This window comes from Peptacetobacter sp. (assembly GCF_029264495.1).
In the GTDB taxonomy this organism is placed as follows: domain Bacteria; phylum Bacillota; class Clostridia; order Peptostreptococcales; family Peptostreptococcaceae; genus Peptacetobacter.
The window spans coordinates 1-15751 of sequence record NZ_JARIBH010000082.1 but is presented as its reverse complement, the minus strand read 5'-3'; the positions used below and the strand labels follow the sequence as shown (position 1 = coordinate 15751).

The 15751-nt window shown below is 26.8% G+C and carries 13 protein-coding genes, 2 tRNA genes and 2 riboswitches; of the genes, 6 read left to right on the top strand and 9 right to left on the bottom strand.

Annotation, left to right across the window (positions count from 1 at the left end):
• Positions 1 to 30: 30 nt before the first annotated feature.
• Positions 31 to 1221, bottom strand: a complete 1191-nt coding sequence (locus Q1J78_RS08250; protein WP_300276995.1) for a cation:proton antiporter — start codon at positions 1219 to 1221, stop codon at positions 31 to 33.
• 45 nt (positions 1222 to 1266) lie between these two features.
• Positions 1267 to 1338, bottom strand: a riboswitch (Fluoride riboswitch).
• Positions 1339 to 1442: 104 nt separating this feature from the next.
• Positions 1443 to 1516, bottom strand: a tRNA-Arg gene (locus Q1J78_RS08245).
• 128 nt (positions 1517 to 1644) lie between these two features.
• A riboswitch (TPP riboswitch) is annotated at positions 1645 to 1745 on the top strand.
• 86 nt (positions 1746 to 1831) lie between these two features.
• On the opposite strand from Q1J78_RS08245, the gene thiM reads away from it, so the two are divergent.
• The 4 genes from thiM to Q1J78_RS08225 all read left to right on the top strand — a co-directional run bounded on the left by thiM (position 1832) and on the right by Q1J78_RS08225 (position 5182).
• The gene (thiM, locus tag Q1J78_RS08240; RefSeq protein ID WP_300276992.1) at positions 1832 to 2653 is read left to right on the top strand and encodes a hydroxyethylthiazole kinase; all 822 of its coding nucleotides are present in this window, start codon (positions 1832 to 1834) and stop codon (positions 2651 to 2653) included.
• A complete protein-coding gene (gene thiE, locus Q1J78_RS08235) occupies positions 2631 to 3281 on the top strand; it encodes a thiamine phosphate synthase (protein WP_334304969.1) in 651 nt (216 codons plus the stop codon). The genes thiM and thiE overlap by 23 nt, the downstream gene beginning before the upstream one ends.
• 32 nt (positions 3282 to 3313) lie before the next feature.
• Positions 3314 to 4111 (top strand): bifunctional hydroxymethylpyrimidine kinase/phosphomethylpyrimidine kinase, encoded by a 798-nt coding sequence (gene thiD, locus Q1J78_RS08230; RefSeq protein WP_300276988.1) that lies wholly within the window; start codon positions 3314 to 3316, stop codon positions 4109 to 4111.
• Between the two features lie 141 nt (positions 4112 to 4252).
• Positions 4253 to 5182: a DUF7916 family protein gene (locus Q1J78_RS08225; protein WP_300276986.1), complete on the top strand. Its 930-nt coding sequence runs from the start codon at positions 4253 to 4255 to the stop codon at positions 5180 to 5182.
• A gap of 152 nt (positions 5183 to 5334) precedes the next feature.
• Here the strand turns inward: Q1J78_RS08225 and Q1J78_RS08220 are convergent, their stop codons facing one another.
• Both Q1J78_RS08220 and Q1J78_RS08215 read right to left on the bottom strand, forming a co-directional pair.
• The gene (locus tag Q1J78_RS08220; RefSeq protein ID WP_300276984.1) at positions 5335 to 5850 is read right to left on the bottom strand and encodes a folate family ECF transporter S component; all 516 of its coding nucleotides are present in this window, start codon (positions 5848 to 5850) and stop codon (positions 5335 to 5337) included.
• A gap of 67 nt (positions 5851 to 5917) precedes the next feature.
• Positions 5918 to 5994 (bottom strand) — tRNA-Arg (locus Q1J78_RS08215).
• Between the two features lie 418 nt (positions 5995 to 6412).
• Between Q1J78_RS08215 and Q1J78_RS08210 the strand changes: the two genes are divergently transcribed.
• Positions 6413 to 7348, top strand: coding sequence for a magnesium transporter CorA family protein (locus Q1J78_RS08210; protein WP_300276982.1), 936 nt, complete (start codon positions 6413 to 6415; stop codon positions 7346 to 7348).
• A 124-nt stretch (positions 7349 to 7472) separates the two neighbouring features.
• Positions 7473 to 8474, top strand: a complete 1002-nt coding sequence (locus Q1J78_RS08205; RefSeq protein WP_300276980.1) for a calcium/sodium antiporter — start codon at positions 7473 to 7475, stop codon at positions 8472 to 8474.
• A gap of 137 nt (positions 8475 to 8611) precedes the next feature.
• On the opposite strand, the gene Q1J78_RS08200 is transcribed toward Q1J78_RS08205, so the two are convergent.
• The 5 genes from Q1J78_RS08200 to Q1J78_RS08180 form a co-directional block, all read right to left on the bottom strand.
• Positions 8612 to 10480 (bottom strand): SEL1-like repeat protein, encoded by a 1869-nt coding sequence (locus tag Q1J78_RS08200; RefSeq protein ID WP_300276978.1) that lies wholly within the window; start codon positions 10478 to 10480, stop codon positions 8612 to 8614.
• A gap of 167 nt (positions 10481 to 10647) precedes the next feature.
• A complete protein-coding gene (locus Q1J78_RS08195; protein ID WP_300276976.1) occupies positions 10648 to 11559 on the bottom strand; it encodes a hypothetical protein in 912 nt (303 codons plus the stop codon).
• A 188-nt stretch (positions 11560 to 11747) separates the two neighbouring features.
• Complete coding sequence (gene add, locus Q1J78_RS08190) at positions 11748 to 12746, bottom strand: adenosine deaminase (RefSeq protein WP_300276974.1); 999 nt, start codon at positions 12744 to 12746, stop codon at positions 11748 to 11750.
• A 180-nt stretch (positions 12747 to 12926) separates the two neighbouring features.
• Entirely contained in the window at positions 12927 to 13739 is an 813-nt protein-coding gene (locus Q1J78_RS08185) for an Mrp/NBP35 family ATP-binding protein (protein ID WP_300276972.1), read from the bottom strand.
• Positions 13740 to 13959: 220 nt separating this feature from the next.
• The gene (locus Q1J78_RS08180; protein WP_300276970.1) at positions 13960 to 15579 is read right to left on the bottom strand and encodes a Na/Pi cotransporter family protein; all 1620 of its coding nucleotides are present in this window, start codon (positions 15577 to 15579) and stop codon (positions 13960 to 13962) included.
• Positions 15580 to 15751 lie beyond the last annotated feature (172 nt).

Genomic DNA, 15751 nt, shown 5'->3' with positions numbered 1-15751 from the left:
AAGGGTTTTTAATTTAATCTAATTATTTTATTAATCTAAAAATTTTTTAGCAGATATATCCATAGCAAAAGCTCCTAAAGGTGCTGTTATTATTATAGCTAAAACTGCAACAGATAAAATAATCTTTCCACAAGGCAATCCTGATGCTAATGGTACTGAACCTATTGCTGCTTGTACTGTTGCTTTTGGTAAATATGATAAAACACAGAAAAATCTTTCTTTATTTGATAAATTTGTTTTTATTGTACAAATAAATACTCCTATAGACCTTATTATCAATGCAATAAATATCATTACAATAGCCATAATTCCAGCTTCCATAGTATATCTAATATCTACTGCTGCTCCAACAAGAACAAATAATATTACTTCTGCTGCAAGCCAAAGTTTTCCAAATTTTTCTTGTAATCTAACTTTTACAATATTTGTACTTTTTAAAGCTATTACTAAAGACATACTCATTACTGCTAATAGACCTGACATAGCTAATTTTCCTTCTAAAAAAGTTTCCAAACTAATTAGTAGAAATGATATTGCAAGTATAATTATTGTTTTTATACTATTTCTTACTAAATGTTCATTTATATATCTTGTTTCAAAAAATTTATATAATAAAAATCCTACTATAGCTCCTAAAGTTATGCCTGAAATAACAGATATTGGTATATTTGCAAAACTCATAAAACTAACACTTTCACCTTGGTTCATAGATAAAAATGTTGTGAATAATACTATTACAAAAATATCGTCAAATGATGCTCCTGCTAAAATCATTTGAGGAATTCCTTTTTTTGTTCCAGAATTTGTTTCTATTAAATTTACCATTCTAGGAACAACTATTGCAGGTGAAACAGCACTAAGAACTGCTCCCATTAAAGCAGCTTCTAATTTTGAAATTCCCAATAAATACGGTGCGAATACAACATATGCCAATAATTCAAAACTTGCTGGTAAAAATGACATCAATAAAGCAGGTCTTCCAACTTTTTTTAAATCTTTTAAATCTAGTGATAATCCAGCCTTTATTATAATGATAATAAGAGCTATTTTTCTAAGTTCTGATGAAATTCCAAGTATTGATTCATCAAATAAATTTAATACATATGGACCAAGAATTACACCTGTTATAAGCATACCTATAATTCTTGGAAGTTTTAATTTCTCACATATTGATGCAAGACTTAATCCCACTAAAAAAATTAGTGCTAATGATGTTAACATAAAAATCCTCCTATAAACGCAGAAAAAGCTGACAATTTCTGCATAAATTTTGCAGAAGTCATCAGCTTAATAAGCGGTTTTGGTTTCCCAAGGGAGACATTCATTCCCCTTTAATATTTATTATATTATCTTATATTATAAAAAAAATCAAGTATTTTAAAAAGTAATAAAATAAAAACCGAAAATCTTTATAAATAAAGACTTTCGGCTTTATTTTTTAGCGTCGCTAAGAGGATTTGAACCTCCGACCTACCGCTTAGGAGGCGGTCGCTCTATCCAACTGAGCTACAGCGACAAAATATTATATTAGATATTATAGCATAAATTTTATTTTTTTAAAATTGTTTATATAAAAGGAAAAGTATTGTAATTGAAAAACATATATATGTATGATATTATTTAGTTAGTTAATATTAAAAAATTATATTTTTATAGGGGAGCTATTATTGCTGAGAGTAGGTAAAACCTAGACCCTTAACCTGATTTGGATAATGCCAACGTAGGGAAATTATGATTTTAAACACGATCCTAGTTGGTTTCGTGTTTTTTTATTTAAATTTATTAACATAATTTTTTTATTATTAATAAAAATAAATAGAGGTGAATTATAATGTTTAAATCAATTTTAGAAAATGTCCAAAAAACATCTCCTTTAATCCATAATATTACAAATTATGTAACTGTAAATGATGTAGCAAATGTAATATTAGCTTGTGGAGCTAGTCCAATAATGGCAGATGATTCTGAAGAAGTTGAAGATATAACTTCTATCTGCTCTGCTCTTAATATAAATATTGGGACTCTCAATAAAAATACTATTAAATCAATGCTTTTAGCTGGTAAAAAAGCAAACGAGTTAAATCATCCTGTTGTATTAGACCCAGTAGGCGTTGGTGCAAGCTCTTTAAGAAATAATACAGCAAAAGAATTGCTTGAAAATATTAAATTCGATGTTATTAGAGGAAATATTTCCGAAATAAAATTTTTAGCGACTGGAATTGGTTCTGGAAAAGGTGTAGATGCAGGTATTGATGATGTTGTTTCAGAGGAAAATTTAGATTCTATTGTAGAATTTGTAAAATCTTTTTCAAAAAAGACAGAAAGTGTAATAGCAATAACTGGGGCAATTGATTTAATTTCAGACTCTGAAAAATGTTTTGTTATAAGAAATGGTCGAGCTGAAATGGGTAAAATTACTGGTACTGGTTGTCAATTATCTGGATTAATAACTTCTTTTGTGGCAGCTAATCAAGATAATATTCTAGAAGCAACTGCAGCTGCTGTTGCTACAATGGGACTTTCTGGAGAAATCGGTTGGGCTAATATGAAACAAACAGATGGAAATTCTACTTATAGAAATAGAATAATAGATGCTATATATAATATGAGTGGAGAAAAATTGGAAGAAGGTGCTAAATTTGAAATCAAATAATATAAATCCAAAAGATTTATTGCTATATGCAATAACAGATAGACATTGGTTGAATGGAAGAACACTTTCACAACAAGTTAGAGAATGTTTAGAAGGTGGTGCTACTATAATTCAAATTAGAGAAAAAAAACTATCTGAAGAAGAATTTTTAGAAGAAGCAAAAGAAATTCAATCTTTATGTAAAGAGTTTAATGTTCCATTTATAGTAAATGACAATATAAATATTGCAGCTAAAATAAAAGCAGATGGAGTTCATGTTGGACAAGAAGATATGGACGCAAAAAAAGTTAGAACTATGCTTGGTGAAAATGCTATTCTTGGAGTATCTGCTTCTACTGTTGAAGAAGCATTAAAAGCTGAAAAAGATGGTGCTGACTATTTAGGTGTAGGTGCAGTTTTTAATACATCTACAAAAGATGATGCTGATAGTGTTAGTTTTGATACTTTAAAAGAAATATGCAATTCAGTTTCTATTCCTGTTGTCGCTATTGGAGGTATAAGTGCTTCTAATATTCTTGAATTAAAAGGAAGTGGAATTGATGGAGTTTCTGTAATCAGTGCAATTTTTGCAAGTGATGATATAAAAGAAGCTACTAAAAATTTAAAAGAATTAGCAAAAAGTTTATAAAATAAATTTAAATCTAATATGGAGGAATTATTATGAAAGTTGCATTAACAATAGCTGGAAGTGATTCTAGTGGTGGTGCTGGTATACAAGCTGATTTAAAAACATTTATCTCAAATGGTGTTTTTGGTGAGTCTGTTATCACAGCATTAACAGCACAAAATACAACTGGTGTTTTTGGAGTTTTAGAATCAACTCCTGAATTTGTAACACAACAATTAGATGCTGTATTTTCAGATATTTATCCCGATGCTGTAAAAATAGGAATGGTCTCTTCTGCTCCTATAATAAAAGTAATTGCTGAATCTTTAAAAAAATATAATGCTAAAAATATTGTTGTAGATCCTGTAATGATATCTACTAGTGGCTCAAAATTACTTCAAGATGACGCAATAAATACTCTTGAAGAGTTTTTATTTCCATTAGCAACACTTCTTACACCAAATATTCCAGAAGCTGAAATATTATCAGATATGAAAATAACTTCTGTAGATGATATGGTGAAAGCTGCTGAGTTAATTGGTAAAAAATATAATGCTGCCGTTTTATTAAAAGGTGGACATAGTGTAAACGATGCAAATGATCTTTTATATTCTGATGGAGAATTTAAATGGTTTAATGGAAAAAGAATAAATAATCCAAATACTCATGGAACAGGTTGTACTCTTTCAAGTGCAATTGCATCTAATTTAGCAAAAGGTAAAAATTTATATGATTCTGTTGAAGAATCTAAAATTTATATATCAAAAGCATTATCTGCAATGCTAGATCTTGGAAAAGGTAGTGGACCTATGAATCATGGGTTTGCAATATCTGGTGAATATAATATATAATTAAATAAGAATAGCTACTTTAAATCTATAATCTACATATACCTATTTTCTTTTTATATATAGAAACAATTTTTATTCTCTTTTTGTGGATATTTAGAATTTTTAGTAGCTATTTATTTTTTATTGAAAGGAATAAATATAATGAAAAGATTTTTAAATTGTAATTCATCTGATTTTGAAAAAATGACTAAATCTGAGCTTATTGAATCAATAGCTGCAAGTGAAGGTCGTATTGTAGTTTGTGAAACAATAGGTACTGTTTTACCTATGTTAGGAGATATAACAAATGCAGAATTTGCAGCATCTATGGGTGCAGATATTATCCTTTTAAATTTATTTGATGTAAATGATCCCGTAATACAAGGACTTCCTAAAGAAGTTGATAAAAAAGATTATATAAAAAAAATTAAAGAACTTACAGGAAGACCTGTTGGAATAAATTTAGAACCACTAGAATCATCTGTTTCTAGTTCTGTAAAGACTGATGAATGTTGGTCTTTATCTGCTGGTCGTGCTGGAACTTTAGAAAATGCTAAAAAAGCAGTTGAAATGGGTGTAGATTTTATTGTTCTTACTGGAAATCCTGGAATAGGTGTTACAAACAAAGCTATTACAGATACATTAAAACTTTATAAAAAAGAACTTGGAGATAAAGTTGTTTTAATTGCTGGAAAAATGCATGCAGCAGGTATTTTAAGTGAAGCTGGAGAAAATATAATAACAGAAAAAGACGTTAATGAATTTTCAGAATCTGGTGCTGATATAATACTAATGCCTGCTCCTGGTACTGTTCCAGGTTTAACTATGGAATATATAAGAAATCTTGTAGTACATGCACATAAATTAGGGAAATTGACACTTACTTCAATAGGTACTTCTCAAGAAGGAGCTGATACATCTACTATAAAAAACATCGCTCTTATGTGCAAAATGACAGGAACTGATTTACATCATTTAGGTGATTCTGGATATTTTGGAATGGCTCTTCCTGAAAATATTTTAGAATATGGAAAAACTATAAGGGGTGTAAGACATACATATAGAAGAATGGCTGCTTCTATAAAAAGATAATTTTTAAAAAAAGAAGGTTAGAATTAATATTGTACAATAATTAATTAATACTTATTGAATAATATTAGTTCCACCTTCTTTTTATATAATTTTTATTTTCAATATATTTTAACTACTTTTTAATATACTTTAATTACTTATTTCAATATATTTTAAACTACTCTCTTTTTTGACACCATATTTTTCATACTAGCTATTGGATAAGATACATTATAAATCACTAAAGCTTTTATAGGTATCATAAGTAATGCTTTGAAAGATCTAACTGGTAAAGTCGCTAAAAAACCATAACCACTTAATAAATATATATTTCCTGTGTTTAATATTAATTCTATTAAATTAGCTATTACAACACATAAAACTATATTTTTTACAGATTTTGATTTGTTGTATAAAAATTTACCATATACAATTCCGACTAATGCTGTAGTAACGGTAAAACCTGGGAAAAAATCTCCTGTTATAAGAGTTGCACCAATCAAATCTGCAATAATAGAAATTAACATAGTATATTTTGCACCGTATAGTATACCCGCTATTGTAATAGGTACAAAACTAAATCCAATTTTTATTATTGGTGTAGATATAGATAAAAATCTCGATAAAACTATTGTAATAGCTATTAAAAGTGACATAATAACCATGTCTTTAGTTGTAATTTTATTCATCAAATTCCTCCTATTTCAATTTTAAAATTAAAAAAGTCTTACAATATTTGCAAGACTTACTCTATACTGGTGTACCCGACGGGACTCGAACCCGCAAACCTTCAGAGTCGGAGTCTGACATTCTACCAATTGAACTACAGGCACATATTTAAATACATATATAATAATAATTCATATAACTTCTTATGTCAATTATTTTTTGCATTTTAAAAATTTTACCTTATTTTTTTAAAATTTATATCTCAAATTAAAATTTTTACAAAAATTATTTTTATTTTCAGTTCAATATAATGCTATAAGTACTATTTAAATTTTTCAATACAAAATTTATATTTATATTTGTATAAATTTCCTTGATTTTCTGTAAAATAAAATGTATTCTATTTAATGGATAGATATTTTTAAAATTTGTAAAGGAGAGTGATGTGCAATGGATAGTTATCCGTTGCAAAGTTTAAAATTTTTAAAAGTTCTCCGCTAACAGTATCTTTTTAGAATTATAGTGGTTCTTATTAAGATTTGTTGGCAGAACTACTATAATTGAAAACAGGAGTGTGTTGCGATGATAAGATACTATAAAACTATCGATTCTAAGCTAGAAAAAATCAATCAGTCTGAAACTGGTTGTTGGATAAATCTTGTTGAGCCCAATCAAAGTGAAATACATGAAATTCACAATTATACTAATATAGAACTTGAAAGTATAAATGCTGCTCTAGATGAGGAAGAAAGATCCAGAATTGAAGTAAATGACAATCATACTTTAATTCTTATAGATATTCCTATAGATGAAAGTGATTCGAATAACTCTTTATACAGTACTATTCCACTTGGTATAATAATTACTGATGATTTTATTATTACTGTATGTAGTGAGCAAACAAAAATACTTAATGACTTTATAGTTGGGCATATAAAAGATTTTTATACTCATATGAGATCTCGTTTTTTATTGCAGATTCTTCATAAAAATGCTTCTTATTATTTACATTATTTAAGAAGAATTAATAAAATGACTACAACTTTAGAAAAAGAAATTTATAATTCTATGCAAAATAAACAGCTTATACAGCTTCTTGAGCTAGAAAAATCTCTAGTTTATTTTTCTACTTCATTAAAAGCTAATGAATTAGTTCTTAATAAGATGCTTAAGACATCTAGCATCAAAAAATATCATGATGATGATGATCTTTTAGATGACGTTATTGTAGAAAATAGACAGGCTCTTGAAATGGCAACTATATATGGAGATATTCTTAGTAGAATAATGGATGCCTTTAGTGCTATTATAAGTAATAATCAGAACAATGTTATGCAATTTTTAACAGTTGTTACACTTATAGTTTCTCTTCCTACATTAATTTCAGGATTCTTTGGAATGAACGTAGGAGGTATTCCTCTAGCTACAAATCCAAATGGATTTTGGCTTATTTCTTTAATATCTGCTATTATATGTATAATTATTACTTTCTTTATGTCTAAAAATAAACTATTATAGATTCTGTTTCATAAGTATTTTATAATGCTTATGAAACAGACTTTTAATTATATGAATTAAACTAATAGTTCATATAATTAAAAGTTTTATTTGTTTATTTTTAATTTAAAGGGGGAAATTTAATATGAATTATATTTTATTAATAGTCGGTTTTGTTCTTTTGGTAAAAGGAGCCGACTTTTTTGTTGAAGGTGCTTCAAGTATTGCTGAAACACTTAAAATACCTTCTCTTATAATAGGTCTTACAATAGTTGCGTTTGGAACAAGTGCTCCAGAGGCTGCCGTTAGTATAACAGCTGCTTTAAAAGGTCAAAACGGAATGGCTATGGGAAATGTAATTGGTTCTAATGTATTCAATCTTCTTATGGTTGTCGGGGTATCATCTATTATAAAACCTTTAATAGTAGAAAAAAGTGTTAGAATAAAAGAATTTCCATTTTTAATATTAGTATCAATACTTACTTTTATTATAATTGGTGATCAATTCTTTAATTCAACTTCAGTCAATCTACTTAGTAGAGGTGACGGTTTAATACTTTTAATGTTCTTTTTAATTTTTATGTATTCTTTGATAACTTCAGCTTTAAATTCTAGAAGTAAAGCTCTTGAAATTCAAAAAGAAAATCCTCAAAACTATGAAAAATTAACTGTACAAATAGATGCACCAGTTGAAACTATGCCTGTATCAAAGGCTATTATTTTTTCAGTTGGAGGTATTATAGCAATAGTACTTGGAGGACAAATAGTTGTCAATTCAGCTACAGCTATAGCAAAAGGATTTGGTGTTAGTGACCAACTTATAGGTCTTACAATAGTAGCTATTGGAACTTCTTTACCAGAATTAGTAACTTCTGTAATTGCAGCAACTAAAGGAGAAAGTGATATCGCACTTGGAAATGTAATTGGTTCTAATATGTTTAATTTACTATTTGTTCTTAGTTTATCTGCAACAATATCACCAATTGCTATTGATCCAAAACTTTTTGTAGACTGTCTATTTATGATTGGTGTAACTATACTTACATATATATTCACACTGATTAGAAAAGATATCAATAGAATTGAAGGTTGCCTATTAACACTTCTTTATTTTGGATATATGGCATATTTAATTATGGGAATATAAGTATATAAATTTATTTAATAAAAAATATAATAAAAAAGTCTTTAGAGATATAATCTAAAGACTTTTTTTTACAAATTTTTATATTTTTAATTATATTTATTATTTTTTATCATCTTTGTTATCTAAAAAAGAAATTTCTAATTTTCATCGTCAAATACCATATCATCTCTGAATCCTTCAAGCATCCCTTCAAGATCCTCTTTTATATTTATGATATACCCTGGAACATATTCAACTTCTTCTTCAACCTCAACTGGGCATAATTCAAATGCAGGTATTTGAATATCACTTACAGCTATATCTATATCTTTCATATTATCAAATATTTCATTTGAGTTTTCAAATTCTTTATTTGATAATTTTTCAAAAATTAAACTACTTTTTTTATAATAAAGACAAGCAAGCATATATGCACAATTTCTACTGCCCTTTTCAACACCTTCTTTATAGTACTGTTCTGCTATATTAAATTCATTTTGTTTATAATAAAGCCGTCCTAAATTTTCAATTGACTCTATACAATTATTTAATTTTGCACTTTCATACCATTTTGTAGCCTCTTCTATATTTTCATCTAATATATCTGAAATTACACCCATCATATGTTGACAATATGTATTTCCTTCTTGTGCTGGAATTTTAAATCTACTTTTAGCTTCTTCATACATTCCTTCATAATAATATATTCTTCCTAAATGAACCATAGCATTTAAGTGGTCTGCAACTGCTGCCTTTTCAAAATATTTTATAGAACCTTTTACATTTCCCATTTCTTCATATATACATGCTAGTCTATATGATGAATCAATATCTCCATTTTCAGCTGCTTTTTTATACCAATTAATAGAACCTTCTATATCGTCCCTATCATCATAAATTTTAGCAAGTTTTATTTGACAAGAAAGTTTTCCTGGAAGTTGTTCAAAATAACTTATTGCGTTATCTACTTCATTAAGTTCCATATATAAATCTGCTAGATTTTCTATTGCTGGTCTACATTTCATATCTATAGCTTTTTTAAATAATTCTATGCCTCTTTTATAATCTTTTTGCTCAAAACATATTCCACCTAAGTTATTAGTAGCCTCTATTATTCCACTCTCACTTGCTTCTTCATATAATTCTTTAGCTTCTACTATATTTCCTTCTTTATTAAATAAATTGGCAAGTCTGAATTTAGACATAATATGTTCTTGTTCAATAGCTCTCTCATAATATTCAATAGCTCCATCAATATCGTCTTCTCTATCATAAATATATGCTAATCTATACTGAGATTTCATATCTCCATTATCAGCACTTTTTTTATAATATTTTTCTGCTTCTTCCAGATTTTCTTCCATTTCCATCATCATTCCTAGATTGAAACATGCTTCATTATATCCTATTTTATAAAGTTGTCTATAAAGGCTAATTGCTTCTTTTTTATTTCCCATTTGATTATAAAATACAGCTAAATTATATGTACTATCATAATCACCACATCTATTTCCTTTTTTGAATGCTTCAAATGCTTCTTCTTCTCTTCCTAATAAATTATAAAGAACTCCTAAATTGTAACAAGATTTACCATATCCATTGTCAACCGCTTCTAAAAAACTATCCTCTGCTTTTTCGTAATTTTTTAGAACATAATATGTTACACCCATATTATTTTGTGCTGCTAATAAACCTATTTCTGAAGCTTTATCATACCAATAAAGAGCATATTGATAATCTTCTTCTGAAAATTTTATATTACCTATATCTAAAGCAGCTTCTTCTTTTCCACTCTTATATGCTATTTTATACCATCTTTCTGCCTCTTCATATTCTTCCATTTCTTCAAATATAGTTCCTAATGCATACTGTGATTTTACATTTCCTTCACTAGCAGCTTCTTCATATTTTTTTATAGCAGAATCTATTTTTCCTAATTTATATAATAAAACCGCCTGTGTATGTGCTACATTTGGATCACTTGAAATTTCTTTAAATCCCTTAATTGTAAACATTGTATTTCTCATATTACTTCTCTCCTCTAAAAGGTTATTATAATTAAATAATACCATATTATAAAGAATACTCAAAGTAATTAAAAAAGAATTGCAATATAATTATTTTTTTATATCCTTATTCTTTATAATTTAAAATATAAAAAAGGTAGTATCAAAATAGACACTACCTTTTTATACTATTTATTGTAAGATTCATCATCTTCAACTTCTTTTATTTTTCTGTTATTTTTTATATATTCTTCGTAAGCTTTTTTGCTAACTACTTCATCATCTTCATTTTTTCTTAAGACATCATCTTCTGTTTCTTTTACTAAAATATCGTAAGCTTCTTCACCTACTTTTTCAACCTCGTCTACAATCTCTTCATCAGATCCTTTTACAAATAAATCATATGCTTCCTTAGAATATTCTTCATCAAACATTTCTGTTCCTCCTTTATCATATGTATTATCTTTATTTACTGTAGTATTATTTTTTTCTCTACAGCTATTGACACTTGATAGTTTTGATAACTTTATCTCTTGATTTAAATTAGATTCAAAAGTATTATTTTCTAATATTTTTTCTGATTTTTCAAAGTGAATTTCTTGATTTTCTTCTATATCTTTAAATTCGTTTTCTTCATTATTAGTATTTTGTACTAAATCTTTTTTAACTATATTATCTAATTTAAGCATAATCCGTTTAGAATATGTAACTGTCATAGCTTTCTTTTCTAAATCTTTATCATCAGAGTTAAAACCTTCTTTTAATAAGTTATTAAGCATGTTTTCTGAATATCTAGCAATTATATTAGCTTCTTTAGTTCCATTCATATTTATATTTATCTCTTCTTCATATTCAGATAAAGTTTTTTCTATATCAGATATTTGATTTTTTAACTCCATAACAATATGATATTTTTCAATAGCTTCAGCCATTTGTTTATCTATTTTATTATCTATATTTTTTAAAATTAATTTCATTTCTTTATAAACTTCTTTTTTTGAAAATGTTATTATATCTTTAAAAATATTAAATTCATTTATACTATTCATTTGAAGATAGTTATCTTTTTTAAATCGGCATTTAAAAAACTTAATAGCCATATTTATCACCACCTTATATCAGATATTATACTACATTAATTAAAAATTTAAGTTGATTTTTTGTTCACATAATATTCTAATTAATTTTAACAAAGGTCTACAATAAAATATTTGATTTTATTCTAAATTGCATAAGTACTTGCTAAATTTTATATTCTATAAAAGGCTTTTATATCTACATTTATATTTTATTTATTCAAAACTTCCAATAATTTTTTCTTTTTTTCATCATCTACAAAAAGTGCATTTACTGAATCTTTATAGATTTTTTTATAATCATCTTCATTAAAATTAAATTCTTTTGAACAAATTTCAAATTCATCAGACATAGATGTATTTGATACAGTTCTATTATCAGTGTTTATAGATACTTTAATATCATCATTAAAAAACTTTTTAATAGGGTTATTTGATATATTTTTTACTGCTTTTGTTTGAACATTACTTGTCGGACAAATTTCAAGCATTATACCTTTTTCTTTTACTAATTCATAAGCTTTTTTACATCCATCTATTCTAACACCATGTCCTATTCTTTCTGCACCTAGTTTTTCTATAGAATCTATTACATTTTGTGCTGAAGCTGCTTCTCCTGCATGTATAGTTATATGATATCCATACTCTTTAGCAAGTTTCATAGCATTTTCAAATTTAGAATAAAATCCTTCTTCCTCTCCTCCTGCTAAATCAACTGCACAAACACCTTCTCCTATAAATTTTTTACCTGCTTCTATTGTTTTTATTGCTTCTTCTTCGCTCAAGTGTTTCATACAACATAATATTAAAGATGCTTCTATATTAAAATATTTTTCAGCTTTTTTTATACCATTTATAGCACTTTGAATTACTTCTTCTTGACTCATACCATTTTTAGTATGTAAAACTGGAGCAAATCTTATTTCCATATATTTTACATTTTCAAACAAGGCATCTTCCATAAGTTCAAAAGTAATCATTTCTATATTTTCTTTACTCTGCATGACATCTAGAGGTAGATCAAATCTTTCTAAATATTCATTTAAAGAATTACATTCTTTCGGTGCGATTGATAGTTTTTTTATTTCATCTACATCATATGATGGTAAATTTATATTATCTTTTTTTGCGAGTTTTATAATTGTTTCTGGTCTTACACTTCCATCTAAATGGCAATGTAATTCTATTTTTGGCATATGATGACAATCCATATTTTCATCTCCTTTTATACGATATTTATAATTTATTTTATAATTTTATATTCTAAAAAGACCAGTATAAAATACTGGTCTTTTAATTTTTGATAATTAAAATAGATAGGCATTAACAATTATAATAAATATATACTATATTTTTATTATTTTAAATATATATTTATATAGATAAATTAATTATTTAATTTTTGATACTATACCTTCTATTATATTTTCAATTTTTTCACTAGTTTCATTGACACCATTATGAGTTATATCTATAACTTCTTTGCTCATTGGTAATTCTGCTAATAAATCTAATCCTAATCCAGCTAAGAAACCTTCTGTTCCTTCTCCTTCAAATAATTTTATTTTTTTACCACAATCTGGACATTCTATATAGCTCATATTTTCAACTACACCATAAACTGGTATATTCATTTTTTTAGCCATATTAACAGCTTTTGATACTATCATAGATACTAAATCTTGAGGTACTGATACCATAACTGTTCCATTTATTGGTATATTCTGCATAACTGTTAAAGCTACATCACCTGTTCCTGGAGGCATATCTATTAATAGATAATCTAATTCTCCCCAAATTACATCTGTATAGAACTGTTTAACTACTCCTCCTAATATAGGACCTCTCCATATAACTGGTTCATTTTCATCATCCATCATAAGATTTATAGACATTACTTTTATTCCATTTGCATTTACAACTGGGTATATACTACTTCCATCGCTTAATGCTTTTGAATCTTTTACACCCATAAGTCTTGGTATACTTGGTCCTGTTATATCAGCATCTAATATACCTACTTTATATCCCTGTTTTGCTAATTGATTAGCAGTAAGAGCAGTTATTGTTGATTTTCCAACTCCACCTTTTCCACTCATTATACCTACTATTTTAGATATATTATTTTGTGGATTATTTTCTATTGAACAGTGTTCCTGATTATTACATGACCCTTTTGATGGGCAATTACTACAATTTGACATTTCTTCTTCCTCCAATTTATTGCTTTTAAAGTAATTTTTTACTTGTTGATTTATACTTTACATATATATTGTAGTACAGTTTTTCATTAAAGTCATTAGATTTTTAAGTTTATTTTTAAACAATTTTATAGAATGATAATTATATTCAAAAAAACTCTTCATTTAATGAAGAGTTTTCTGTATTTTATATCTATTTTATTTTAATAAAATATTTACATTTTTACTTTGATAAAGTATTTAACTTTTCAGCTATATTAGAACAATGGTCTGATATTCTTTCAAAATTTGTTAATAAATCTAAGAATATTATTCCTGAATCTATAGTACAAACTCCTTCTTCTAATCTTCTCAAATGTTCATTTCTATATTGTTTAACTAGCATATTTACATTTTTTTCTGTTTCTTCAATTTCATCAAACATTTCATGATTTTTAGTATTTATATAAGATAATGCATTATCTATATTTTTTAATACCAATGAAGATAAATCCTTTATTTCAGTTTCTGCTATTTCAGAAAAATCACATTTTGAATCTATAGCCATTTTATCTATTTCTGCTATATTTTCAGCATGGTCTGATATTCTTTCTATATCATTTACTATATGGAATAATAAATCTGCTTTTATTCTTTCATCACTATTCATATTAGTGTTTGATAATTTTAATAAATAGCTTAATATACTTTTATGTAATATATCAACTGTTTTTTCTGAAGAAAATGTCTTTTCTATTGATTTATTATCTTTTTCTAGTAATCCTTTTATAGAATAATTATATGATTTTTTTGCTTTTTCTCCCATTCTACTAACTTCTTGAACAGTATTTCCAAGTGCTATTGATGGTGTTTCAAACATTCTTTCATCAAGATATTTTGTAGTATTTGCAGTTGCAAGTTCTATTTCTTCTTCTTTTATTGGAACAATTCTTTCTGCTAATTTAACTATGTATTTAGAGAAAGGTAATAGTAATATAACATTTATAATATTAAATAGTGTATGTGCATTTGCTATTTGTCTTGCAGTATTTGTTGGATCTAAATACTGAACTACAGCAACAATAGGTTTATTAAGAAGTATCATAAATAATAAAGTTCCTATTACATTGAATGATAAATGCATTATAGCAGCTCGTTTTGCGTTTCTACTAGCACCTAAACTTGATATTAAAGATGTAACACAAGTACCAATATTATCACCATAAAGTATTGGTAATGCAGCTGTTATAGGTACTAATCCTTGTGATGCAAGAGCTATAAGCATACCCATCGAAGCTGATGAACTTTGTACTATTCCTGTTATTGCAAATCCTGCAAGTATTCCCAGTACTGGATTTTTACTTAAAAATAATAATGCATTTCTAAAACTTTCTAATTCTGATAATGGCTCAACAGCCTGTTTCATAAATTCCATACCTGTAAATAAAAGACCAAATCCAATAAGTATTTCAGCTACTTGCTTTGTCTTTTCTTTTGAGGTAAACATATAAAATATTATACCTATCCCTAGTGCTATTGGAGCAATATCTTCTAAACTAAATGATACTAACTGTGCTGTTACAGTTGTACCAATATTTGCACCCATTATAACTCCTATTGCTTGTGATAATGTCATTATTCCTGCATTAACAAATCCTACAACCATTACTGTAGTAGCACTTGAGCTTTGTATTATTCCTGTTACTACTGTTCCTACAAGTACTCCCATAACTACATTACTTGTAAGCATTTCTATTATTTTTTTTAGTTTGCTACCTGCTGCTTTTTGAAGTCCTTCTCCCATTACATTCATTCCGTATAAGAACATTCCTAAGCCACCCATTAAAGTTATTGCTGTCTGCATTTTTTCCTCCTATAAAGTAAAGTATTTATTATAAATTTGTTAAATTTTCGTTTTGGTTTTTGTAACCTATCAACAATATTTATAATAACAGAATGTTTTTTATAAAGAATTAAGATATCGTTAAGTTAAAGTAAAAAGTAGATTAAGTTATTAAGAGAATGTTAAATGATGT